The 20,637-nt window shown below is 64.1% G+C and carries 22 protein-coding genes; 17 read left to right on the top strand and 5 right to left on the bottom strand.

Going from position 1 to position 20,637, the window contains the following annotated elements:
• Positions 1 to 38 precede the first annotated feature (38 nt).
• From wspR to ACOKS3_RS05820, 8 genes are all read left to right on the top strand, one after another.
• A complete protein-coding gene (gene wspR / locus ACOKS3_RS05785) occupies positions 39 to 1,043 on the top strand; it encodes a Wsp signal transduction system regulator diguanylate cyclase WspR (protein WP_103445436.1) in 1,005 nt (334 codons plus the stop codon).
• Between the two features lie 92 nt (positions 1,044 to 1,135).
• Positions 1,136 to 2,231, top strand: a protein-coding gene (prfB, locus tag ACOKS3_RS05790; protein ID WP_103445435.1) for a peptide chain release factor 2 whose coding sequence is annotated in 2 segments (ribosomal slippage) — positions 1,136 to 1,207 and positions 1,209 to 2,231 — 1,095 coding nt in all. Because the reading frame shifts where the segments join, the coding sequence is not laid out codon by codon here.
• A gap of 93 nt (positions 2,232 to 2,324) precedes the next feature.
• Complete coding sequence (gene lysS / locus ACOKS3_RS05795) at positions 2,325 to 3,827, top strand: lysine--tRNA ligase (RefSeq protein WP_422763483.1); 1,503 nt, start codon at positions 2,325 to 2,327, stop codon at positions 3,825 to 3,827.
• 123 nt (positions 3,828 to 3,950) lie between these two features.
• Positions 3,951 to 4,655 (top strand): TetR/AcrR family transcriptional regulator, encoded by a 705-nt coding sequence (locus ACOKS3_RS05800; RefSeq protein ID WP_103445433.1) that lies wholly within the window; start codon positions 3,951 to 3,953, stop codon positions 4,653 to 4,655.
• A 29-nt stretch (positions 4,656 to 4,684) separates the two neighbouring features.
• Positions 4,685 to 5,233, top strand: a complete 549-nt coding sequence (locus ACOKS3_RS05805) for a hypothetical protein (protein WP_103445432.1) — start codon at positions 4,685 to 4,687, stop codon at positions 5,231 to 5,233.
• A 25-nt stretch (positions 5,234 to 5,258) separates the two neighbouring features.
• A complete protein-coding gene (locus ACOKS3_RS05810) occupies positions 5,259 to 6,536 on the top strand; it encodes a flavohemoglobin expression-modulating QEGLA motif protein (RefSeq protein ID WP_103445431.1) in 1,278 nt (425 codons plus the stop codon).
• Entirely contained in the window at positions 6,508 to 7,431 is a 924-nt protein-coding gene (locus ACOKS3_RS05815) for an alpha/beta hydrolase (protein WP_103445430.1), read from the top strand. Before ACOKS3_RS05810 ends, ACOKS3_RS05815 begins: the two co-directional genes overlap by 29 nt.
• Entirely contained in the window at positions 7,428 to 7,754 is a 327-nt protein-coding gene (locus ACOKS3_RS05820) for a hypothetical protein (protein ID WP_103445429.1), read from the top strand. The genes ACOKS3_RS05815 and ACOKS3_RS05820 overlap by 4 nt, the downstream gene beginning before the upstream one ends.
• Before the next feature lie 223 nt (positions 7,755 to 7,977).
• On the opposite strand, the gene ACOKS3_RS05825 is transcribed toward ACOKS3_RS05820, so the two are convergent.
• The 3 genes from ACOKS3_RS05825 to ACOKS3_RS05835 all read right to left on the bottom strand — a co-directional run bounded on the left by ACOKS3_RS05825 (position 7,978) and on the right by ACOKS3_RS05835 (position 9,851).
• Entirely contained in the window at positions 7,978 to 8,769 is a 792-nt protein-coding gene (locus tag ACOKS3_RS05825) for a lipotoxin F family OmpA-related protein LptF (protein ID WP_103445428.1), read from the bottom strand.
• A gap of 50 nt (positions 8,770 to 8,819) precedes the next feature.
• Complete coding sequence (locus ACOKS3_RS05830; RefSeq protein ID WP_103445427.1) at positions 8,820 to 9,233, bottom strand: DUF4398 domain-containing protein; 414 nt, start codon at positions 9,231 to 9,233, stop codon at positions 8,820 to 8,822.
• 273 nt (positions 9,234 to 9,506) lie between these two features.
• Entirely contained in the window at positions 9,507 to 9,851 is a 345-nt protein-coding gene (locus ACOKS3_RS05835) for a hypothetical protein (protein ID WP_060512646.1), read from the bottom strand.
• A 167-nt stretch (positions 9,852 to 10,018) separates the two neighbouring features.
• On the opposite strand from ACOKS3_RS05835, the gene ppc reads away from it, so the two are divergent.
• From ppc to ACOKS3_RS05870, 7 genes are all read left to right on the top strand, one after another.
• Positions 10,019 to 12,646, top strand: coding sequence for a phosphoenolpyruvate carboxylase (ppc, locus tag ACOKS3_RS05840; RefSeq protein ID WP_103445426.1), 2,628 nt, complete (start codon positions 10,019 to 10,021; stop codon positions 12,644 to 12,646).
• 257 nt (positions 12,647 to 12,903) lie between these two features.
• A complete protein-coding gene (gene adk, locus ACOKS3_RS05845; RefSeq protein WP_028691565.1) occupies positions 12,904 to 13,554 on the top strand; it encodes an adenylate kinase in 651 nt (216 codons plus the stop codon).
• 88 nt (positions 13,555 to 13,642) lie between these two features.
• Positions 13,643 to 14,317 (top strand): tRNA (adenosine(37)-N6)-threonylcarbamoyltransferase complex dimerization subunit type 1 TsaB, encoded by a 675-nt coding sequence (tsaB, locus tag ACOKS3_RS05850; RefSeq protein ID WP_103445425.1) that lies wholly within the window; start codon positions 13,643 to 13,645, stop codon positions 14,315 to 14,317.
• 131 nt (positions 14,318 to 14,448) lie between these two features.
• Complete coding sequence (locus ACOKS3_RS05855) at positions 14,449 to 14,736, top strand: hypothetical protein (RefSeq protein ID WP_103445424.1); 288 nt, start codon at positions 14,449 to 14,451, stop codon at positions 14,734 to 14,736.
• A gap of 3 nt (positions 14,737 to 14,739) precedes the next feature.
• On the top strand, positions 14,740 to 15,609 hold the full coding sequence (locus ACOKS3_RS05860) for a DUF72 domain-containing protein (protein ID WP_103445423.1): 870 nt from the start codon (positions 14,740 to 14,742) through the stop codon (positions 15,607 to 15,609).
• A 28-nt stretch (positions 15,610 to 15,637) separates the two neighbouring features.
• On the top strand, positions 15,638 to 16,468 hold the full coding sequence (locus tag ACOKS3_RS05865) for an isocitrate lyase/PEP mutase family protein (protein ID WP_103445422.1): 831 nt from the start codon (positions 15,638 to 15,640) through the stop codon (positions 16,466 to 16,468).
• A 6-nt stretch (positions 16,469 to 16,474) separates the two neighbouring features.
• Positions 16,475 to 17,161 carry an extensin-like domain-containing protein gene (locus ACOKS3_RS05870; RefSeq protein ID WP_103445421.1) on the top strand — a complete coding sequence of 229 codons (687 nt, stop codon included), beginning with the start codon at positions 16,475 to 16,477 and terminating at the stop codon, positions 17,159 to 17,161.
• Positions 17,162 to 17,163: 2 nt separating this feature from the next.
• On the opposite strand, the gene ACOKS3_RS05875 is transcribed toward ACOKS3_RS05870, so the two are convergent.
• Positions 17,164 to 17,784: an energy transducer TonB gene (locus ACOKS3_RS05875; protein ID WP_103445420.1), complete on the bottom strand. Its 621-nt coding sequence runs from the start codon at positions 17,782 to 17,784 to the stop codon at positions 17,164 to 17,166.
• Positions 17,785 to 17,887: 103 nt separating this feature from the next.
• Here ACOKS3_RS05875 and ACOKS3_RS05880 point away from each other — a divergent pair, with 103 nt between their 5' ends.
• Positions 17,888 to 18,664, top strand: a complete 777-nt coding sequence (locus tag ACOKS3_RS05880; RefSeq protein WP_103446225.1) for a class I SAM-dependent methyltransferase — start codon at positions 17,888 to 17,890, stop codon at positions 18,662 to 18,664.
• A 56-nt stretch (positions 18,665 to 18,720) separates the two neighbouring features.
• Here ACOKS3_RS05880 and ACOKS3_RS05885 read toward each other — a convergent pair whose 3' ends face one another.
• Positions 18,721 to 19,362, bottom strand: a complete 642-nt coding sequence (locus tag ACOKS3_RS05885; protein WP_103445419.1) for a TetR/AcrR family transcriptional regulator — start codon at positions 19,360 to 19,362, stop codon at positions 18,721 to 18,723.
• A 168-nt stretch (positions 19,363 to 19,530) separates the two neighbouring features.
• Here ACOKS3_RS05885 and ACOKS3_RS05890 point away from each other — a divergent pair, with 168 nt between their 5' ends.
• A complete protein-coding gene (locus tag ACOKS3_RS05890) occupies positions 19,531 to 20,631 on the top strand; it encodes an efflux RND transporter periplasmic adaptor subunit (protein WP_103445418.1) in 1,101 nt (366 codons plus the stop codon).
• Positions 20,632 to 20,637 lie beyond the last annotated feature (6 nt).

Here is a 20,637-nt window from a genome sequence, read left to right on the forward strand (position 1 = left end):
ATCGCGCCGCATGGACGGCCGTGATCAGGTGAATTCGAATGACTGATCTACCGATCGAAGGCTTCGCGACGCCCAACGAGAATTCGGCAATGGTCCTGCTGGTCGATGACCAGGCAATGATCGGCGAAGCGGTGCGACGTGGCCTGGCCCACGAAGAGAATATCGATTTCCACTTCTGTGCCGACCCGCACCAGGCGGTGGCCCAAGCCATGCGCATCAAGCCCACGGTCATCCTCCAGGACCTGATCATGCCCGGCCTCGACGGCCTGACCCTGGTGCGCGAGTACCGCAACAACCCGGCCACCCGGGACATTCCGATCATCGTCCTGTCGACCAAGGAAGACCCGCTGGTCAAGAGCGCGGCCTTCGCCGCCGGGGCCAACGACTACCTGGTCAAGCTGCCGGATTCCATCGAGCTGGTGGCCCGCATCCGCTACCACTCGCGTTCCTACCTGACCCTGCTGCAGCGCGACGAGGCCTACCGCGCGCTGCGCGTGAGCCAGCAGCAGCTGCTCGACACCAACCTGATGCTGCAGCGCCTGATGAACTCCGATGGCCTCACCGGCTTGTCCAACCGCCGTCACTTCGACGAGTACCTGGAGCTGGAATGGCGCCGGGCCATGCGTGAGCAACAGCAATTGTCGTTGCTGATGATCGATGTCGATTATTTCAAGGTGTTCAACGACAGCTTCGGCCATCTGGCCGGCGACGAGGCGTTGCGCCGGGTGGCCGAGGCCATACGCGGTTCCTGCTCGCGGCCGACCGACCTGCCGGCGCGCTACGGCGGCGAGGAGTTCGCCCTGGTGCTGCCCAACACCTCGCCCGGCGGCGCACGCCTGGTCGCAGAAAAGCTGCGCCAGACCGTACTCGGCCTGAACATCGCGCACAACGCGCCGACCGCAGACTCGCACCTGACCGTGAGCATCGGCCTGGCGACCCTGACGCCGGCCATTGGCAGCCACTGCCGGCAGCTGATTTCGGCGGCGGACAAGGGGCTGTACCTGGCCAAGAACAACGGGCGCAACCAGGTCGGGATTGCCTGAGGCCGATGCCGCTGCCCAACGGGCTGCCGCCGTTCTTTGGATGGGTTATACTCGCGGGCTTTTCACCGAATTCGCACGAGAGCCAGCCGCCCATGGAAATCCAACCAATCCTGAACACCATCAAGGACCTCACCGAGCGTTCCCTGTCCATTCGGGGGTATCTTTGACTACGATCACAAGCATGACCGCCTGATCGAAGTCAACCGCGAGCTGGAAGACGCTGCCGTCTGGAACAAGCCCGAGTACGCCCAGGCCCTGGGCCGCGAGCGTGCCATGCTGGCGCAGGTCGTCGAGACCCTGGACAAGATGGCCAACGGCCTTGCCGACTGCAAGGACCTGCTCGACATGGCCGTCGAGGAAGGTGACGAAGGCGCTGTCAGCGATGTCGAGACCGAGCTGCAGGCCCTGGAAGAATCCCTGGCCCAGCTTGAGTTCCGTCGCATGTTCAGCGGCGAGATGGACATGAACAACGCCTACCTGGACATCCAGGCCGGCTCCGGCGGCACCGAGGCGCAGGACTGGGCCAACATCCTGCTGCGCATGTACCTGCGCTGGGCCGACAAGCGTGGCTTCGACGCCACCATCATCGAACTCTCCGAAGGTGAAGTCGCCGGTATCAAGGGCGCCACCGTGCACATCAAGGGCGAGTACGCCTTCGGCTGGCTGCGTACCGAGATCGGCGTGCACCGCCTGGTGCGCAAGAGCCCGTTCGACTCCGGCGCGCGTCGCCACACTTCGTTCTCGGCGGTGTTCGTGTCCCCCGAGATCGACGACAAGGTCGAGATCGAGATCAACCCGTCCGACCTGCGCATCGACACCTACCGCTCCTCCGGTGCCGGTGGTCAGCACGTGAACACCACCGACTCGGCGGTGCGTATCACCCACGTACCGACCAACACCGTGGTGGCTTGCCAGAACGAACGCTCCCAGCACGCCAACAAGGACACCGCCATGAAAATGCTGCGGGCCAAGTTGTATGAGCTGGAAATGCAGAAGCGCAACGCCGCCTCCCAGGCGCTGGAAGACAGCAAGTCGGACATCGGCTGGGGCCACCAGATCCGTTCCTACGTGCTGGATGACTCGCGCATCAAGGACCTGCGGACCGGCGTCGAGCGCAGCGACTGCAACAAGGTGCTGGACGGCGACATCGACCAGTACCTGGAAGCGAGCCTCAAGCAGGGCCTGTAAGCCGCACACCACCGCCGCGCTGCCTGGCTACCCGCCGGTAGCGCGTGCCCTGCCCGAAAAGGGCAACGAATACCTGATGGAAAGAATGACGACATGAGCGACCTCAAGACCGAATCGCAAGACCTGCAACAGGAAGAAAACGCCCTGATCGCCCTGCGCAAGGAAAAACTTGCCGCCGAGCGTGCCAAGGGCAATGCCTTCCCCAACGACTTCCGTCGCGACAGCTACTGCAACGACCTGCAGAAACAGTACGCGGACAAGACCAAGGAAGAGCTGGAAGCAGCCGCGATCCCGGTCAAGGTTGCCGGCCGCATCATGCTCAACCGTGGCTCGTTCATGGTCATCCAGGACATGACCGGCCGTATCCAGGTCTACGTCAACCGCAAGACCCTGCCGGAAGAAACCCTGGCCGCGGTCAAGACCTGGGACCTGGGCGACATCATCAGCGCCGAAGGCACCCTGGCCCGTTCCGGCAAGGGCGACCTGTACGTCGAGATGACCAACGTGCGCCTGCTGACCAAGTCACTGCGCCCGCTGCCGGACAAGCACCACGGCCTGACCGACACCGAGCAGCGCTACCGCCAGCGCTACGTCGACCTGATGGTCAACGAAGAAACCCGCCACACCTTCCGTGTGCGTTCGCAGGTGATCTCGCACATCCGCAAGTTCCTCATCGAGCGCGACTTCCTCGAAGTCGAGACGCCGATGCTGCAGACCATCCCTGGCGGCGCCGCGGCCAAGCCGTTCGAAACCCACCACAACGCCCTGGACATGGCCATGTTCCTGCGTATCGCGCCGGAGCTGTACCTCAAGCGCCTGGTGGTCGGTGGCTTTGAAAAAGTGTTCGAGATCAACCGCAACTTCCGTAACGAAGGCGTTTCGACTCGTCACAACCCTGAATTCACCATGCTCGAGTTCTACCAGGCCTACGCCGACTACCGCGACAACATGGACCTCACCGAGGAACTGTTCCGCGAGCTGGCGCTGCTGGTACTGGGCACCACCGACGTCCCGTACGGCGACAAGGTGTTCCACTTCGGCGAGCCGTTCGCGCGCCTGTCGGTATTCGACTCGATCCTCAAGTACAACCCGGAGCTGACTGCTGCCGACCTGCAGGACGTCGACCGTGCCCGCGACATCGCCAAGAAGGCCGGCGCCAAGGTGCTGGGCCACGAAGGCCTGGGTAAACTGCAGGTGATGATTTTCGAAGAGCTGGTCGAGCACAAGCTGGAGCAGCCGCACTTCATCACCGAGTACCCGTTCGAAGTGTCGCCGCTGGCCCGTCGCAACGACGACAACCCGGCCGTGACAGACCGCTTCGAACTGTTCATCGGTGGCCGCGAGATCGCCAACGCCTACTCCGAGCTCAACGATGCAGAAGACCAGGCCGAGCGCTTCCTGGCCCAGGTGGCCGAGAAGGACGCCGGTGACGACGAAGCCATGCGCTACGACGCCGACTTCGTACGCGCCCTGGAGTACGGCATGCCGCCGACCGCCGGTGAAGGTATCGGCATCGACCGCCTGGTGATGCTGCTGACCAACTCGCCGTCGATTCGCGACGTGATCCTGTTCCCGCACATGCGCCCACAGGCCTGAGTGAACTGAACAAGCCGCCTTTCGAGGCGGCTTTTTCTTGCCTGAAGCTTTATGTTGTCTGTGCCGGCCTCTTCGCGGTACAGGCAAACCACTGTCCATGAGGTAACCACTGTGACACCCGCAATGGCCCAACAAGGCGCCGCTGGCATCGCCACCGCCGTCGCCGAGAGCGTGCAGTACCAGGGTCGCAAGACCGCCCGTCAAGGCAGCGAACAGCGCCGCCAGCTGATCCTCGACGCCGCCATGCGCATCGTCGTGCGCGATGGCGTGCGTGGCGTGCGCCACCGTGCGGTGGCCGCCGAGGCGGGTGTGCCGCTGTCGGCCACCACCTACTACTTCAAGGACATCGAAGACCTGCTCACCGATACCTTCGCCCAGTACGTCGAGCGTAGCGCCGCCTACATGGCCAAGCTCTGGGCCAACACCGAGGTGGTCCTGCGCCAGCTGCTGGCCCAGGGTGATGGCAGCGTGCAGTCGCGGGCGCGACTGGCCGACGAAATCGCCCGCATGACCGCCGATTATGTCCAGCGCCAGTTGCTCAACCGCCGCGATTTCATGATGGCCGAGCAGGCCTTCCGCCAGGAGGCCCTGCTGTGCCCGCGCCTGGCCGAGCTGGTGCGCGCTCATGAGCAGATTCTGCTGCACGGCGCCCGTCAGCTGCTGCAGGTGGTTGGCTCGCAGCAACCGGAACAGGACGCCCAAATGTTGACGGCGATTATCGAGCAGATGGAATATCAGGGCCTGCTCAAGGATGCCGATACGCAAGCCGATGGGCAGATGCTCGCTATGCTTACCCGTTACCTTCACCTGGTGTTGGCATCGGCCTGAGCTGAGACCGAACTTTCAAGGAGAACCTGATGAAAGCCTGGCGTGTGGTGTTGTTGACGTTGTCATTCCTCCTGCTGGGCGGTTGTCTGGTGACTTTTCATGAGCCGCTGCCGAGCAACCAGGCGGCGCCCAAGGCCTTGCTCGGCAAATGGAGCAGCAAGGACGCCTGGGGCGAGCCACTGAAGCTGACCATCAGCCGCAGCGGTGGCGATGCCTACAAGGCGGTGGCCACGGCCAAGGGCAAGGCGCCCGAGGAATACACCTTCACCGTCTCGCGACATGGCAACCGTTGGTACCTGTCGGCTGGCGTGCCCAAGCGCCTGGGCGGCAACTTCCTGATCGGCGGTTTCGATATCGTCGATGGCAAGGAGCTGGTGGTCTACAACCTCGATGTCGAGCAGGTGCAGCAGGCGGTCGAGAAGAAGGAACTGACCGGGCGCAGCACCGAGGTGCCGGAGGAAAGCGGCGAGGGTGTGCTGATCGACAGCCCGTCGCCGCGGGTGCTGGCATATCTGGATGACCCGGCGAACTCCGACCTGTTCGTCGAAGTGGCGCGGTTCCAGCGCAGCGGCAAATAGTCAGGATCTGATCAAGGAGTCCTCCGTGGACGAATACCAGCAAACCATCCGCGCCCTGTCCGACCGTATCGTCGCGGCGCAGACCCCGATCCGGGTCCTGGACGCGGTGAAATGGGACGACAACATTCGCCAGGGCTTCCTCAAGGCCAAGGGCAAGGAGCCGCCCGCCGTCAATCGCGAGTACTACCTGGCCCGCCCGCTGGCGTTCGACTCCAGCGCGGTGAAGGCCGAGTTCCAGGCCATCGAGCGTGACATCATTCGCCAGCTCGGCCAGTTCAACCCGGTTGGGCAGATCATGAAGCGCATGTGCCGCGAGTACCGCATGGTCGTGCGCATGCTCGAAGCCCGCGGTACCGAAGACTTCGGGCTGATTTCCCAGGAGTTGTACGGCGCCGCCTCCGACGCCTTCCATGCCGGTGACCCGACCCTGGCCGACCTGGGGCTGATGCTCTCGGACTACCTGAACAACATCGACGGGCGCGGCGACCTCAAGGACGAGCCGAAGAACCTGACCGCCAAGGAGGCCGTGGACATTCTCCAGCGCCGCCTGAACAAGGTGTTCGGCGAGGCAGAGGAAACCATCCGCGTGTTCGAGTCGGACGGTATCGTCGCCGATGCCGCAGCGGGTGCCGACTACATCAAGGTGCGCGCCGATGCCATGTTCAACAACCGTGACGTGCGTGCGCTGGAGGTGCATGAAGGGCTGGTGCACGTGGGGACCACGCTCAACGGCCTGAACCAGCCGATCTGCACCTTCCTGGCCAAGGGCCCGCCTTCGTCGACGGTGACCCAGGAAGGCCTGGCGATCCTCATGGAAGTGATCGCCTTCGCGTCCTACCCCAGCCGTCTGCGCAAGCTGACCAACCGCACCCGCGCCATCCACATGGTCGAGGAGGGCGCCGATTTCCTGCAGGTGTTCGACTTCTTCCGCGAGCAGGGCTTTGAGATGACGCAGAGCTACAGCAACGCCAGCCGGGTGTTCCGCGGCTCGGTGCCCAATGGCCTGCCATTCACCAAGGACTTGTCCTACCTCAAGGGCTTCATCATGGTTTACAACTACATTCAGTTGGCCGTGAAGAAGGGCAAGCTCGAGCAAATTCCTTTGCTGTTCTGCGGCAAGACCACCCTGGAAGACATGCGCACCCTGCGCCAGCTGGTCGAGGAGGGACTGGTGGAACCACCCAAGTACCTGCCGGAGCAGTTCCGCGACCTCAACGCGCTGTCGGCCTGGATGTGCTTCTCCAACTTCCTCAACCACTTGAGCCTGGATCGCATTGAAGCCGACTACGCGAACATTCTCTGAGCGCTGCCGCCTGCTGGTTCTGGGCTTGCTTCTGCTAGGTCTGGGTGGCTGCAGCAGTCTGCTGTTCTACCCGGAACCTGGCGAACCGTTCACGCCGAAACGGGCCAAGCTGGAGTATCGCGATATCAGCCTGACCACCGCCGATGGCCTGCGCCTGCACGGTTGGTGGCTGCCGGCCAAGGCAGGCGTGGAGGTGAAGGGGACGGTGCTGCACCTGCATGGCAACGGCGGCAATCTGCCAGGGCATCTTGGCGGCAGCTACTGGCTGCCGGAGCAGGGCTACCAGGTGCTGATGATCGACTACCGTGGCTATGGCCTGTCCGAGGGCTCGCCGAGCTTGCCCGAGGTCTATCAGGACATCGACGCGGCCATGGCCTGGCTGGCCCAGGCCCCCGAGGTCAAGGGCAAGCCGCTGGTGCTGCTTGGCCAGAGCCTCGGCGGGGCAATGGCGATTCACTACCTGGCGCAGCACCCCGAGCAGCGCCAGCGCTTCAGTGCCCTGGTGTTCGACGGTGTGCCGGCCAGTTACCGTGCGGTCGGCCGCTACGCACTGAGTACCTCGTGGATGACCTGGCCGCTGCAGGTGCCGCTGTCCTGGCTGGTGCCGGACGGCGACAGCGCGATCCATTCGATCGAGCAGCTGAGCAGCCCGCCGAAGCTGTTCTTCCACAGCATCGACGACAACCTGGTGCCGATGGACAACGGCATCCGCCTGTACCAGCACGCACCGCCCCCGCGGGTGCTGCAGCTGACCCGTGGGGGGCACGTGCAGACCTTCGCCGACCCGGTGTGGCGCCAGGTGATGCTGCGCTTCCTCGATGACCCCAGCCACTTCAACGGCCTGCGGCGGCTTGCCGAAGTGCCCAACTACCCTGAAGAGAAGAACAAGCAATGAGTGAAGAACGCAACGCCATCCCGCTGATCCTGACCGGTGTCGGCAGCATCATCGTGACGGTGGGAGCCCTCTGGTACTACGGCTACCTGCATTTCGCCAAACCCGAGGATGCGCTGCTGCTGCAGGACTTCACCATGCTCAAGACGATTCCTGGCGAGGACTACAAGGTCTCCCTCGACCCGGCGCCGCAGGTGGCCCAGTGCGTGGATGGTGTGCTGGTGCTGTTCGATACCGAGCAGAAAGGCCTGACTGGCGTGCTGGTGGACAGTCGCAAGCGTGCAGTGCGCTGCATGGGCCAGGAGACGCCGCAGCAGATGCAGTGAATCTCAGGTCAGGCGGGAGCAACTGTCTTGCCCAAATGTTAAAAGCTGCCGCCATTCCTGTGGGAGCGGGCTTGCCCGCGAACACGGGCGAAGCCTGTGCCATCCCGCTTTCCGAACTCTTTACTTGCCCTTACATCGAATTCACGGTCTTAGCTTTTAGTTGCCAGCGTGCATGCATGAAAAACCCCGCCATCAAGGCGGGGTTCCAGTTTTTTCGGCAGCCTTATTGCTGAATCTGGCTCACCGAACGAGGTGACACCGGTTGGTTGTCGTTGGAGATGGTTACCTCCACCCGACGGTTCTGCGCACGGCCCGAGTTGCTGCCGTTATCCGCCACCGGGTATTCCTTGCCATATCCCTGGGCGACGATGCGTGCCGGGTCGACGCCTGCGCGCACCAGCGCCATGCGCACGCTGGCAGCGCGGCGTTCGGACAGGGTCTGGTTGTAGTTGGCCGAGCCGACGCTGTCGGTGTAACCCTCGACGATCACCTTGCGCTCCGGGTTCTCCTGAAGGAACTGGGCCAGCTTGGTGATGTTCGGGTAGGCGTTGCTCTTGAGCGTGGCCTTGTTGAAGTCGAACAGCACGTCACCGAAGGTCACCAAGGTACCGCGGTCGGTCTGCTTGGCGTTGAGGCTTTCCTGCAGCTTGGCGATCTGCGCGTCGCGGGCATCGAGCTTGGCCTGGGCGCGCTGGGCCGAGGCGTTCTTCAGCTCGTTCTCGGCGGTACGCAGGGCGATGGTTTCCTTGGCCACTTCGACACGCTGGTTGGTCAGGTAGGCGAGTTGGTCGACCTTCTCGGTGTTTTCACGGTCCATGAAGGCCTTGTCGGCCTTGTTCAGCCAGTCCTGGGCATCCTTGGTCTCGAGCGCGGCGACCTTGCTCGACTGTGGGTCGCTCTGCAGCGCCGAGAAGTTGGTGCGGGCCGACTCCAGGTTGGGGTTCGGGTCGTGGGAGCAGGCAGCGAGGCTGATGCTCAGGGCCAGCAGGGCGGGAATCATGACGTAGTTGCGCATAGTGTTCATCCTTTGATCAGTTGCGAAGGCTCGGGTTGGCATGGCGGCGCTCATTCAGCGCTGCGCAGGCCTTCCTGACGCACGTCCTGAACGCCCTGGCGGGCATCCTGCACGGCCTTCTGGGCCTTGGCTGCCTGGGCTTTGCGCTCGGCAACGCGCGCGTCCCATTCGGCTTGCTCGGCCAGGCGCTTGGCCTCGTCATACTTTTTGTCGTGCATGGCGATTTCGGCCTGCTTGAACTTGTCCTGGGCCGCTTTCATTTCCACGGCAGCGAACTCGGTACCACCGGCACTGACGGCGGAATTCACAGCGGACTGGGTGACGGCGTACTGCTCGGTAGGCGGGTTGCCAGCACAGCCAGCAAGGACCAGGCTACTGCCAAGGGCCAGCGCGGCCAGCTTCAACCCGCGCACGTGGCTGGATGTGGGTTTCGGGGTGCGGGTGTTGATGGTGGTCAGTTCCATTGGATCACTCCTGATTACGACGATGTCCGTAGCAGTCCATCGCTCAATCCCTGACATTGCCTGCGCTTGCGCTCAACGATGCACATGGCGGGAGTGCAGGGTTTTAGCGTGATGGCTATTGGCTGGGACTTGACCGTTTTTTGAATGGTTCCGAAAAAAATGCTCATTACGGCTATTTATTTCTGACTGATCGGTCAGCGAGATTTGCTCGGAACTTTCGATGCCTGGAGTGGTTCCGGGCCTGTTGCAGGCCCGGAATATCGTGTTTCAAGCTCAATTGCCGCTGTCGTCGCCGGTGTTGCTGAGGTCGTGCAGATGGCGCCGTGACAAGGCAAGAAAACGCGGGGTCGGGCCGATGTCTTCGAACAGCGGGTCACCCTCCTCGTCAGTGGCGATGACCTTGCGGCCCTGCACGTAGGGGAAGCTGGCTTCCAGCTCCTCCAGCGCGGCGGCGACCAGTTCGCCGAGCAGTTCCTCGGCGGTGCGCTTGGGGTACATGTCGATCAGGGCAGCCAGGCGTGCCTCGGACTCGAGGTCCAGGTGCAAGGCGTGGCCGGTGGGGCTCAGGGTGCCGGCGGCATTCTGTTCCCAGTGCTGGGCGAGTTCGCGGATTTTCATGATGACCTCTGTGAACGCCAGTAAAGGCTGCAGTGCATCAGACTGCGCTGGCTTAACTTTAGTTTGCTTTGCGCGATCGCGGCTTGCCTTTGCGCCCCGGCAGTGGGCACTCTTGGGCCAGTGCTGTTTCCTGAGGAGCGCGGCGAGCCGCGCCGAAGAGAGGGCCAATGACTGATATCGATGTGCGCCTGCGTGAAGATGTCCATGTGTTGGGGGAGTTGCTCGGCGAAACCATTCGCCAGCAGCACGGTGATGCGTTCCTGCAGAAAATCGAGGACATCCGCCACAGCGCCAAGGCCGACCGCCGCGGTGCTGGCGAGCAGTTGAGCTCGACCTTGGCGGACCTCGCCGAAGCAGACCTGTTGCCGGTGGCGCGGGCCTTCAACCAGTTCCTCAACCTGGCCAACATGGCCGAGCAGTATCAGCTGATCCGCCGTCGTGATGCCGGCCAGCCAGAGCCGTTCGAGGCGCGGGTATTGCCCGAACTGCTGGCGCGCCTGAAGCAGGCCGGGCACAAGGATGACGCTCTCGCCCGGCAACTGGCCAAGCTGGATATCCAGCTGGTGCTGACCGCGCACCCGACCGAGGTGGCACGGCGCACGTTGATCCAGAAATACGATGCCATCGCCGGCCAGCTGGCCGCGCAGGACCACCGCGACCTGACCTCCGCCGAGCGCGAGCAGGTGCGCGAGCGCCTGCGCCGGCTGATCGCCGAGGCCTGGCACACCGAAGAAATCCGCCGCACCCGGCCCACCCCGGTGGACGAGGCCAAATGGGGCTTCGCGGTGATCGAGCATTCGTTGTGGCATGCCATTCCCAACCACTTGCGCAAGGTCGACAAGGCGTTGTTCGACGCCACCGGCCTGCGTCTGCCGCTGGAAGCCGCACCCATTCGCTTCGCCTCGTGGATGGGGGGTGACCGCGACGGCAACCCCAATGTCACTGCCGCCGTGACCCGTGAGGTGCTGCTGCTGGCCCGCTGGATGGCCGCCGACCTGTTCCTGCGCGATGTCGATGCGCTGGCGGCCGAGCTGTCCATGCAGCAAGCCAGTAATGCCTTGCGCGAGCGTGTGGTCGACAGTGCCGAGCCGTATCGGGCATTGCTCAAGCAGCTGCGTGACCGCCTGCGGGCGACCCGCGCCTGGGCCCAGGTCGCATTGACCAGCAGCCAGCCGGCCAGTGCCGAGGTGCTGGTGGACAACCGCGACCTGATCGCCCCGCTGGAGCTGTGCTATCAGTCGTTGCATGAGTGCGGCATGGGCGTGATCGCCGATGGCCCATTGCTCGACAGCCTGCGCCGGGCGGTGACCTTCGGCCTGTTCCTAGGTCGCCTGGATGTGCGCCAGGACGCAGCCCGGCATCGTGATGCGCTGGCGGAGATTACCGATTACCTGGGCCTGGGCAGCTATGCCGACTGGGACGAAGAACAGCGCATCGCCTTCCTCCAGGCCGAACTGAAGAACCGCCGGCCGTTGCTGCCGGCGCACTTCAAACCCCAGGCAGAGACCGCAGAAGTGCTGGCCACCTGCCGCGAGATCGCTGCGGCGCCGGGCGCTTCGCTGGGCTCCTACGTGATCTCGATGGCGGGTGCAGCCTCCGATGTGCTGGCCGTGCAACTGCTGCTCAAAGAAGCCGGCCTGACCCGGCCGATGCGCGTGGTGCCACTGTTCGAAACCCTGGCCGACCTGGACAACGCCGGGCCGGTGATGGAGCGCCTGCTTGGCCTGCCAGGCTACCGTGCCAGCCTGCGCGGGCCGCAGGAAGTGATGATCGGCTATTCCGATTCGGCCAAGGACGCGGGCACCACGGCGGCCGCCTGGGCCCAGTACCGCGCCCAGGAAAACCTGGTGCGCATCTGCCGCGAGCATCAGGTCGAGCTGCTGCTGTTCCATGGCCGTGGTGGCACGGTCGGCCGGGGCGGCGGCCCGGCCCATGCGGCGATCCTGTCGCAGCCCCCAGGCTCGGTGGCAGGGCGCTTTCGCACCACCGAACAGGGCGAGATGATCCGCTTCAAGTTCGGCTTGCCGGGCATCGCCGAGCAGAACCTTAACCTCTACCTGGCCGCCGTGCTTGAGGCGACTTTGCTGCCGCCACCACCTCCAGAGCCCGCCTGGCGTTCACTGATGGACCAGCTGGCGGCCGATGGCCTCAAGGCTTATCGCGGCGTAGTGCGGGAAAACCCCGACTTCGTCGAATACTTCCGTCAGTCCACGCCCGAGCAGGAACTGGGCCGCCTGCCGCTGGGCAGCCGCCCGGCCAAGCGTCGTGCCGGTGGCATCGAAAGCCTGCGAGCAATTCCGTGGATCTTCGGCTGGACCCAGACACGCCTGATGCTGCCGGCCTGGCTGGGGTGGGAAACGGCCCTGAGCAATGCCTTGGCGCGGGGCCAGGGCGAGCTGCTGGGGCAGATGCGCGAGCAATGGCCGTTCTTCCGCACCCGCATCGACATGCTGGAAATGGTCCTGGCCAAGGCCGATGCGCAAATCGCCGAGGCCTACGACCAACGTCTGGTGCAACCGGGCTTGCTTCCTTTAGGTGTGCACCTGCGCGACCTATTGTCGCAGTCGTGCCAAGTGGTGCTGGGCCTGACCGGGCAGCCGGTGCTACTGGCGCACAGCCCCGAGACCCTGGAATTCATCAGACTGCGCAACACCTACCTGGACCCGCTACACCGCCTGCAGGCCGAGTTGCTGGCCCGTTCACGCAGCCGCGAAGCCGCTCTGGACAGCCCGTTGGAGCAGGCCTTGCTGGTGACCGTGGCAGGGATTGCCGCAGGCCTGCGCAACACCGGCTGAAGCCTGCGGGTGCGGCCTTGCACGGTCGGCAGGCAAGCGGCCAGAACAGGGCGAGGAGGGTGGTTGCGCCGGGCGCAACCACCTGCGGTTTTGCTTACAAATGACGCAATGCTGCAACTTTGGGACGCTTGTCTGGCTGCCGGGCGCTGTGTATCTTGAGCAGCCTTCTGACCGATTTATGGTCATACCCGATTTTCCGGACTTGGCCTCGATTGCCGAATCCATTGAATTTCATAAAAAAATTTGAGGAGCACGAGATGCGCGTAATTCTGCTGGGAGCTCCCGGGGCCGGTAAAGGTACTCAGGCAAAGTTCATCACCGAGAAGTTCGGTATTCCACAGATCTCCACCGGTGACATGCTGCGTGCCGCCGTCAAGGCCGGTACCCCACTGGGCCTGGAACTGAAGAAAGTCATGGATGCCGGCCAGCTGGTTTCCGACGAGCTGATCATCAGCCTGGTCAAGGAGCGCATCGCCCAGCCGGATTGCGCCAATGGCTGCCTGTTCGACGGCTTCCCACGCACCATTCCACAGGCTGAAGCCATGGTTGCCGCTGGCGTGGACATCGACGCCGTGGTCGAAATCGCCGTCGACGACGAAGAAATCGTCGGCCGCATGGCAGGCCGCCGCGTGCACCTGGCCTCGGGCCGCACCTACCACATTCAGTACAACCCGCCGAAAGTGGAAGGCAAGGACGACGTCACCGGCGAAGACCTGATCCAGCGCGACGACGACAAGGAAGAAACCGTGCGTCACCGCCTGTCGGTCTACCACAGCCAGACCAAGCCATTGGTGGACTTCTACCAGAAGCTGTCGGCCGCCAACGCCGGCAAGCCGAAGTACAGCCACATCGAAGGCGTCGGCTCGGTCGAGTCGATCACCGCCAAGGTGCTGGCAGCCCTGAGCTGATCCAACGCCATGCGTCACAACGGCCCGCTTGCGGGCCGTTGTCGTTTATACTGCCGCTCTTTTTCCCTCGCACCTGGATACCCGTTCGATGACCACCCTGCTGGCCCTGGATACCGCCACCGAAGCCTGTTCCGTTGCGCTGCTGCATGACGGCAAGGTAACCAGCCATTACGAGGTGATCCCGCGCATGCATGCGCAGAAGCTGCTGCCGATGATCAAGCAGCTGCTGGCGGACTCCGGCGTGGCGCTGAATGCACTGGATGCCATTGCCTTCGGCCGTGGCCCGGGCGCGTTCACCGGGGTGCGCATCGCCATCGGTGTGGTGCAGGGCCTGGCTTTTGCGCTGGAGCGCCCGGTACTGCCGGTGTCCAACCTGGCCGCGCTGGCCCAGGGCGCTTTGCGCGAGCACGGCGTGGAGCAGGTGGCCGCAGCCATCGATGCGCGCATGGATGAGGTGTACTGGGGTTGCTACAAGGCCGAAGCCGGTGAAATGCGCCTGCAGGGCCTGGAAGCCGTGCTGCCGCCTGAGCGCGTAGCCCTGCCTGAAGGCTGCAGTGGTGACTGGTTCGGTGCCGGTACCGGCTGGGGCTATGCCGAGCGCCTGGCTGTACAGACCAGTGCCAGCAACCCCGCGGCACTGCCCAATGCGCTGGACATTCTCAGCCTGGCCAATTTCGCCTGGGCCCGTGGCGAGGCAATCGTCGCCGAACAGGCGCAACCGGTTTACTTGCGCGATAATGTGGCTACACCCAAGGCGCGCTGAGTGCTGTTCGTCGGTTATCGCAGTTGACGATAAAACCTTCGGCGCAAACTGTGGTCCAGTTATCACTCGAGCATTAGCGACGGAACTCTGATGCTGCTAAATTGCCATCATTGGTCCTGAGTGCTCACGCCATGCGTATCGACGGTTTCTCATCACAGTCCTACCCGATCAAGCGCACCCCGCGCAAAGGTGCGGTGCGGGACGAGAACGTGGACGATGCCGAGCTTATCGAAGAGAGCGAAGTCACCCAAGAGGCTTCTGCGCGTCGTCGCCCGTCGGGCCTGCCGGCTCGCCAGCAGGACATGGTATTCCCCCGCGCTCGTGACCGGCGCACTGCTACTGCATTGGCCAGTTACCTCAGCACGGCCGGTTTTACCGACTGGGACATGGAAGTACTGGGGCTTGACCTGTACATTTGATGGATGAATCCATCTTCCCTGCCTTATTTCTTAGGTTGCCCGTCCTGGAGCGAGAACGCCTGGCGCGACTACCTGTATCCCGCCGACGCCAATACCAATGAAATGCTTGGCTACTACAGCCAGGTATTCAACGCAGTCGAGGGCAACACCACGTTCTATGCGCGCCCCGCGCCCGCCACCATTGCCCGCTGGGCGCAGGTCATGCCCGCGCACTTCCGTTTCACCGCCAAATTTCCCAGGGATGTCAGCCACGAAGGCGACCTGCGGGATCAGCTGGAAGCGGCCTGCGACTTCACCCGCCTGATGGCTCCGCTGGGCCAGCGCGTATCGCCGTACTGGCTGCAGTTGCCGGCCCAGTTCAGCCCCGCACGGTTGGGCGAACTGGGCCATTTCCTCGACGAAATCGGCGTGCCGGTGGCGGTGGAAGTGCGCAACCAGGCCTTCTTCGCCAAGGGCGAGGAAGAACGGCTGCTCAACCGCCTGCTGCACGAGCGCGGCGTGGAGCGCATCTGCCTCGACCCCCGCGCCCTGTTCAGTTGCACCTCACGCGACCCCGCCGTGCTGCATGCGCAGTCGAAAAAACCCAAGGTGCCACCGCGCCCCGCTGCCTTCAGCCAGCACCCGCAGGTGCGTTTCATCGGCCATCCGCAGCTTGAGGCCAACGAGACCTTCCTTACCCCCTGGGTGGACAAGGTCGCCGCCTGGATCGAGGAGGGGCGTAGCCCTTATGTATTCCTGCACACGTCCGACAACCGCCTGGCCGCGGCATTGGCCCAGCGTTTCCACCAACGGCTGATGGCCCGCCTGCCTGGTCTGGCAGCATTGCCGGAATTGCCGCGCGCCCCCGAGGTCGAACAACTGGGGCTACTCTGACCATTCCCAGCCCCCGGAGGTTGTGACCATGGATGTACAGACCCTGCGAGCCGAAGCCTTCAAGGCACTGCATGAGCGTGAAGGCGCCTTCGTCATTCCCAACCCCTGGGATGCCGGCTCCGCCAAGCTGCTGGCCAGCCTCGGCTTCGAAGCATTGGCCACCACCAGTGCAGGCCTGGCGTTCAGCCTCGGGCGGCCCGATGCCGAAGGTGCCTTGAGCATGGACGAGACTCTGGACAATGCCGGTGTGATCGTCGATGCCACCGCTTTGCCGGTAGCCGCCGACCTGGAAAACGGCTTCGGTGACTTGCCCGAGGACTGCGCCCAGACCATCCTGCGTGCTGCTGAAGTGGGGCTGGTCGGCGGGTCGATCGAAGATGCCAGCGGCCGCGCCGACGCGCCGATCTACGACTTCGAACTGGCAGTGGCGCGGGTGCGGGCCGCCGTGCAGGCCGCGCGCAGTCTGCCATTCCCGTTCACCTTGTGTGCCCGTGCGGAAAACCTGCTGCACGGGCGCATGGACCTGGATGACACCATTCTGCGGCTGCAGGCATATGCCGAGGCCGGTGCCGACGTGCTCTATGCACCAGGCCTGCGCAGTGTCGATGAGGTGCGCGCGGTGGTGCAGGCGGTGGCGCCGAAACCGGTCAACGTGCTGATGGGGCTGGCGGGTGTACCGTTGAGCGTCAACCAGTTGCAGGACCTGGGCGTGCGCCGCATCAGCGTCGGTTCGTCGCTGGCGCGCGCGGCACTGGGCGCGTTCCAGCGTGCCGCACTGGAGATCCGTGATCAGGGCACCTTCAGCTACGGCGAGCAGGCCTTGCCGTTCGCCCAACTCAACGACCTGTTCCGCCGCTGAGGCGCCGTGCGCGCGCTGGTGCTGCTGTGTGGCCTGCTGATCATGGCAGGCTTTGCGTGGCAGCTCGGTTGGCGCCTGCCGGATGCGTGGAACCCGTGGGCGGTGCTGGATGTGCGCCAGCCGCCAAGCTGGCTGACGAGCTACAAACTGTCGCGGCTGCGCAATGACCCCGCCTTGTGCCGCCAGACGCTGGAGACTTCCGGCCTGCGTTACCGGGCGCAAGCCGACAGCCCGGCGTCAGCCAAATGCCCGTTGCAAAACGTGTGGCGCATTGAGCAAGGGCAGGTGCGTTTAAGCAGCAGTTTCCTGGCCAGTTGCCCCTTGGCAGTTGCCTATGCGTTGTTCGAGCAGCATGGGCTGCAGCCTGCGGCGCAGCGGGTGCTTGGCCAGCCTGTTGTGCAGGTGGATCACCTGGGCAGTTTTGCCTGCCGCAATGTCTACAACCGCAAGGAGGGGCGTCTGAGCCAGCACGCCACGGCCAACGCGCTGGATATCAGTGGTTTCCGCCTGCAGGATGGTCAGCGCATCGTGCTGGCGCGTGACTGGCAGGCGGGTGGGCAGAAGGGTGAGTTTCTAAGGCAGGTGCGGCAAGCAGCCTGTGACAGCTTCAGCACCGTACTGGGGCCGGACTACAACGCTGCCCACCATAATCACTTTCACCTGGACATGGGGCGTTGGCAGGTCTGCCGCTGATATCAGGCGTGCGCGCGAACGTTGTTCAGCACCACTGGGCGTGCCCAGTGCATGTCGAATTCCAGATCGTTTTGCTGCTTGGCCATAGTCGCCTCGTCGTACGGCTCCGGCGCAGGGTCGAGCAGGTTCATTTCGAATTCGGCAATCGGCAGGTGCAGCGGGCGCGGGGAGGGGCCAGGGCCTGGCTCGGCGATTGGGTGGCCTTGGCTCATCACCACCGGGCGCAGCCAGTTGTTGCTGATGTCGAGCTGGCGCTGCTGCTGGATCATCTCGGCGACGCTGAACGGCTCTGGCGCCGGCTCCAGCAGGTTGGCCTCGAGCTCCGCCTTGGGTAGGAACAGGGGCTTGGGGGGGGCGACGATGGTGTCTTGCACCGGGCAGGCGCGCTGGGTTTCGATCATGGCCAGGGCCTTGGCCCCGCCGATCGGCTCGCCGCTGTGCTGATCGTACTGCACCATTGCCTGGCTGACGCTGTCCGGTTCTTCTGCCTGCTGCTCGGCCATCGCGCGGGCAAAGAAATCCTGCCACAGGTGGCTGACGCCCCCGAGTGCCTGGGTATTCTGCCGACCGTAGTTGCCGACAGGCGACAAGTAGGTCAAACCGATGGGAAGAGTATCTGTCATGGCAGTCGTGCGCGCTGTGCTCTGGCAGAATAGCGGGATATTGCCTGTATCGGCCGTGGCGGCCGATACATGAGGGGCAGGGTTCAATTTCTAGGTGTGAATGATGGAAGAGCAGGGCACAGGTATCCGGGTCGAGGCGCTGTCGGCTGAGTTCGAGGCGCAGGCCGCCGCATGGGCCGAGCGCCTGGCGCTGCCGCTGCATGACGATGCTGCCGGCTTTGCCGTGCAGCTGGGCGTTGATGGCTTGCAGATCCAGCAACTGGGCCCCCAGGCACCGGGGCCGGTGCGGGTGGACTTTGTTGAGGGCCAGGCTGCACACCGGCGCCAGTTTGGTGGTGGCAACGGGCAGATGATTGCCAAAGCGGTCGGCATCGCCCAAGGCGTTCGGCCACAGGTGCTGGATGCTACGGCGGGCCTTGGCAAGGACGCGTTCGTGCTGGCCAGCCTGGGCTGCCAGATGACCCTGATCGAACGCCAGCCGCTGATTGCCGCGTTGCTGGAGGATGGCCTGTCACGGGCCCGGCTGGATGAAGAGGTGGGGCCGATTGTCGGGCGCATGCGTCTGCTGACGGGTAACGCCATCGAGCGTATGCGCAGTTGGGAAGGCGAGCCGCCGCAGGTGATCTACCTCGACCCGATGTTCCCGCACCGTGACAAGAGCGCCTTGGTAAAGAAGGAAATGCGCGTGTTCCGGCCGCTGGTGGGCGATGATCTGGATGCGCCCGCATTGCTGGAGGCGGCACTGGCGCTGGCCAGTCACCGGGTGGTGGTGAAGCGGCCGCGCAAGGCGCCGATCATTGATGGGCCGAAGCCTAGTCATAGCCTGGAAGGTAAGTCGAGCCGGTATGACATCTATCCGAAGAAAGCCTTGAAGGCTTGATCGCCTGTGCCGGCCTCTTCGCGGGCTTGCCTGCGAAGAGGCCGGCACAGGCTGACTCAGGCCTTGAAGGCCCGGATAAACAACTCTACCACCTCACGCACATGAGCCTCGGCCTCATCCCCCTCCAGCGGCCCGGCACACCCCAACAGCAGCCGGTAATCCGGCGCGCCCTTGATCAGGCAGAAGAAGTGCTCGGCTGCTTGCAACGGGTTGGCAATCCGCAACAGCCCGCGCTCGTCGATCCCGCGCAGCAACGCTTCCATCCCCGCCAGCACCCGCTTGGGCCCGGCTTCATAGAAGTACTCGCCAAGCCCAGGGTCCTGGCTGCCCAGCGCCATGATCAGGCGGCTCAACTTTACCGCCTCGTCGCTGCTGATCAGCGCCTGGAAGCTGCGGCCAATGTTCAGCAACACATCCTCCACCGCCGCCCCTTCGGGGTATTCGAACATCAGGTCGGGCAACTGGTTCTGGCAGGTCGCCATGACCGCCGAGCCGAACAGCGTCTGCTTGTCGGTAAAGTGGCTGTAGACCGTGAGCTTTGAAACACCTGCCGCCGCAGCGACCGCATCCATGCTGGTGTTGGCGTAGCCAAGACTGAGGAACAGCGCCTTGGCGGCTTCGAGGATGGCCTCGCGCTTGGCCAGGTCCTTGGGCCGGCCCGGGCCGATGGGTGCGTCGTTGGACATTGGAATCCGCATCTGGTTGAAGGGGCGCCCATCTTACCGGCTCGAACCGCTTCCGGCTGCAGGTCGCGACCATCGTTAATGTTGATTTACTTTCCGACGCCGGCTTCCCGGCTTCGGTTCCCTGATTTAATATACTCACCAGTATAAATATTCGATGTGCTCTTCTCGAAAGGATTCATCATGTTGCGCCATGCCTTGTCCCTCGCTCTGCCCGCTGCTGCCGCTTTGTTGCTGGCCGCCTGCGGCCAGGAAGCCGCGGCCCCTGCCGCACCACGCCCGGCCCTGGTGGTGCAGCCACAGCCGGCCGAAGCCGCTGCCGACAGTTACCCCGGCGAAGTGCGCGCGCGCTTCGAACCTGAGTTGGCCTTCCGCATTGGCGGCAAGGTCAGCAAGCGCCTGGTGGAAGAAGGGCAGCGGGTCAAGGCCGAGCAGCCGCTGGCTGAGCTTGACCCGCAGGACGTGCGCCTGCAGCTGGAAGCCAACCGCGCCCAGCTGGCGGCGGCCGAGGCCAACCTGTCGCTGGTGCGCACCGAGCGCGACCGCTACCAGAAACTGCTGGATCGGCAGATGGTCAGCCACTCCCAGTACGACAACGCGGAAAACCTCTACCGCGCAGGCCTCGCCCGCCTCAAGCAAGCCAAGGCCGAGTTCGACGTGGCCGGCAACCAGGCTGAATACGCTGTGTTGCGTGCGCCGCAGGCAGGCGTCATCGCCAAGCGTCAGGTTGAAGTCGGCCAGGTGGTAGCAGCCGGGCAAACCGTGTTCACACTCGCCGCCGACGGTGAGCGTGAAGTGGCCATCGGCCTGCCGGAGCAGCAGTTCGCACGTTTTGCCGTGGGCCAGGATGTCAGCGTCGAATTGTGGTCGTACCCCAACGAGCGTTTCCCAGGGCGCATTCGCGAGCTGTCACCTGCTGCCGACCCGCGTTCACGCACGTTCGCCGCTCGCATTGCCTTCACCTCGGCCAAGGCACCTGCCGAGCTCGGCCAGAGTGCAAGGGTATTCATTGCCCATGATGGGCTGATTCCGCTGGCGGTGCCGTTGTCGGCCGTCACCGCAGAAAACGGCCAGGCCTATGTCTGGCGCGTGAACAAGGACAGCCGCCTGGAGCGCGCCGTGGTGCGCCTGGGGCCTTATGGCAGTGAAACCGTGCCGGTGCTCGAAGGCCTGGCGCCGGGCGACTGGGTGGTCGCTGCCGGTGGCCACGTGCTGCGCGAGGGGCAGGAGGTGCAGCCGGTAGACCGCACCAACCGCGTGGTGAACCTGACGGCCAAGGAGTAAGTCCCG

The sequence above is a fragment of the Pseudomonas sp. HS6-2 genome (assembly GCF_049325675.2).
GTDB lineage: Bacteria > Pseudomonadota > Gammaproteobacteria > Pseudomonadales > Pseudomonadaceae > Aquipseudomonas > Aquipseudomonas putida_N.

What these genes read in the sequence shown, in the direction of transcription:
- wspR (WP_103445436.1), top strand. Translation starts at nt 39, where the DNA reads ATGACTGATCTACCGATCGAAGGCTTCGCGACGCCCAACGAGAATTCG.
- lysS (WP_422763483.1), top strand. Translation starts at nt 2,325, where the DNA reads ATGAGCGACCTCAAGACCGAATCGCAAGACCTGCAACAGGAAGAAAAC.
- ACOKS3_RS05800 (WP_103445433.1), top strand. Translation starts at nt 3,951, where the DNA reads ATGGCCCAACAAGGCGCCGCTGGCATCGCCACCGCCGTCGCCGAGAGC.
- ACOKS3_RS05805 (WP_103445432.1), top strand. Translation starts at nt 4,685, where the DNA reads ATGAAAGCCTGGCGTGTGGTGTTGTTGACGTTGTCATTCCTCCTGCTG.
- ACOKS3_RS05820 (WP_103445429.1), top strand. Translation starts at nt 7,428, where the DNA reads ATGAGTGAAGAACGCAACGCCATCCCGCTGATCCTGACCGGTGTCGGC.
- ACOKS3_RS05825 (WP_103445428.1), bottom strand. Translation starts at nt 8,769, where the DNA reads ATGCGCAACTACGTCATGATTCCCGCCCTGCTGGCCCTGAGCATCAGC.
- ACOKS3_RS05830 (WP_103445427.1), bottom strand. Translation starts at nt 9,233, where the DNA reads ATGGAACTGACCACCATCAACACCCGCACCCCGAAACCCACATCCAGC.
- ACOKS3_RS05835 (WP_060512646.1), bottom strand. Translation starts at nt 9,851, where the DNA reads ATGAAAATCCGCGAACTCGCCCAGCACTGGGAACAGAATGCCGCCGGC.
- ppc (WP_103445426.1), top strand. Translation starts at nt 10,019, where the DNA reads ATGACTGATATCGATGTGCGCCTGCGTGAAGATGTCCATGTGTTGGGG.
- adk (WP_028691565.1), top strand. Translation starts at nt 12,904, where the DNA reads ATGCGCGTAATTCTGCTGGGAGCTCCCGGGGCCGGTAAAGGTACTCAG.
- tsaB (WP_103445425.1), top strand. Translation starts at nt 13,643, where the DNA reads ATGACCACCCTGCTGGCCCTGGATACCGCCACCGAAGCCTGTTCCGTT.
- ACOKS3_RS05855 (WP_103445424.1), top strand. Translation starts at nt 14,449, where the DNA reads ATGCGTATCGACGGTTTCTCATCACAGTCCTACCCGATCAAGCGCACC.
- ACOKS3_RS05860 (WP_103445423.1), top strand. Translation starts at nt 14,740, where the DNA reads ATGAATCCATCTTCCCTGCCTTATTTCTTAGGTTGCCCGTCCTGGAGC.
- ACOKS3_RS05865 (WP_103445422.1), top strand. Translation starts at nt 15,638, where the DNA reads ATGGATGTACAGACCCTGCGAGCCGAAGCCTTCAAGGCACTGCATGAG.
- ACOKS3_RS05875 (WP_103445420.1), bottom strand. Translation starts at nt 17,784, where the DNA reads ATGACAGATACTCTTCCCATCGGTTTGACCTACTTGTCGCCTGTCGGC.
- ACOKS3_RS05880 (WP_103446225.1), top strand. Translation starts at nt 17,888, where the DNA reads ATGGAAGAGCAGGGCACAGGTATCCGGGTCGAGGCGCTGTCGGCTGAG.
- ACOKS3_RS05885 (WP_103445419.1), bottom strand. Translation starts at nt 19,362, where the DNA reads ATGCGGATTCCAATGTCCAACGACGCACCCATCGGCCCGGGCCGGCCC.
- ACOKS3_RS05890 (WP_103445418.1), top strand. Translation starts at nt 19,531, where the DNA reads ATGTTGCGCCATGCCTTGTCCCTCGCTCTGCCCGCTGCTGCCGCTTTG.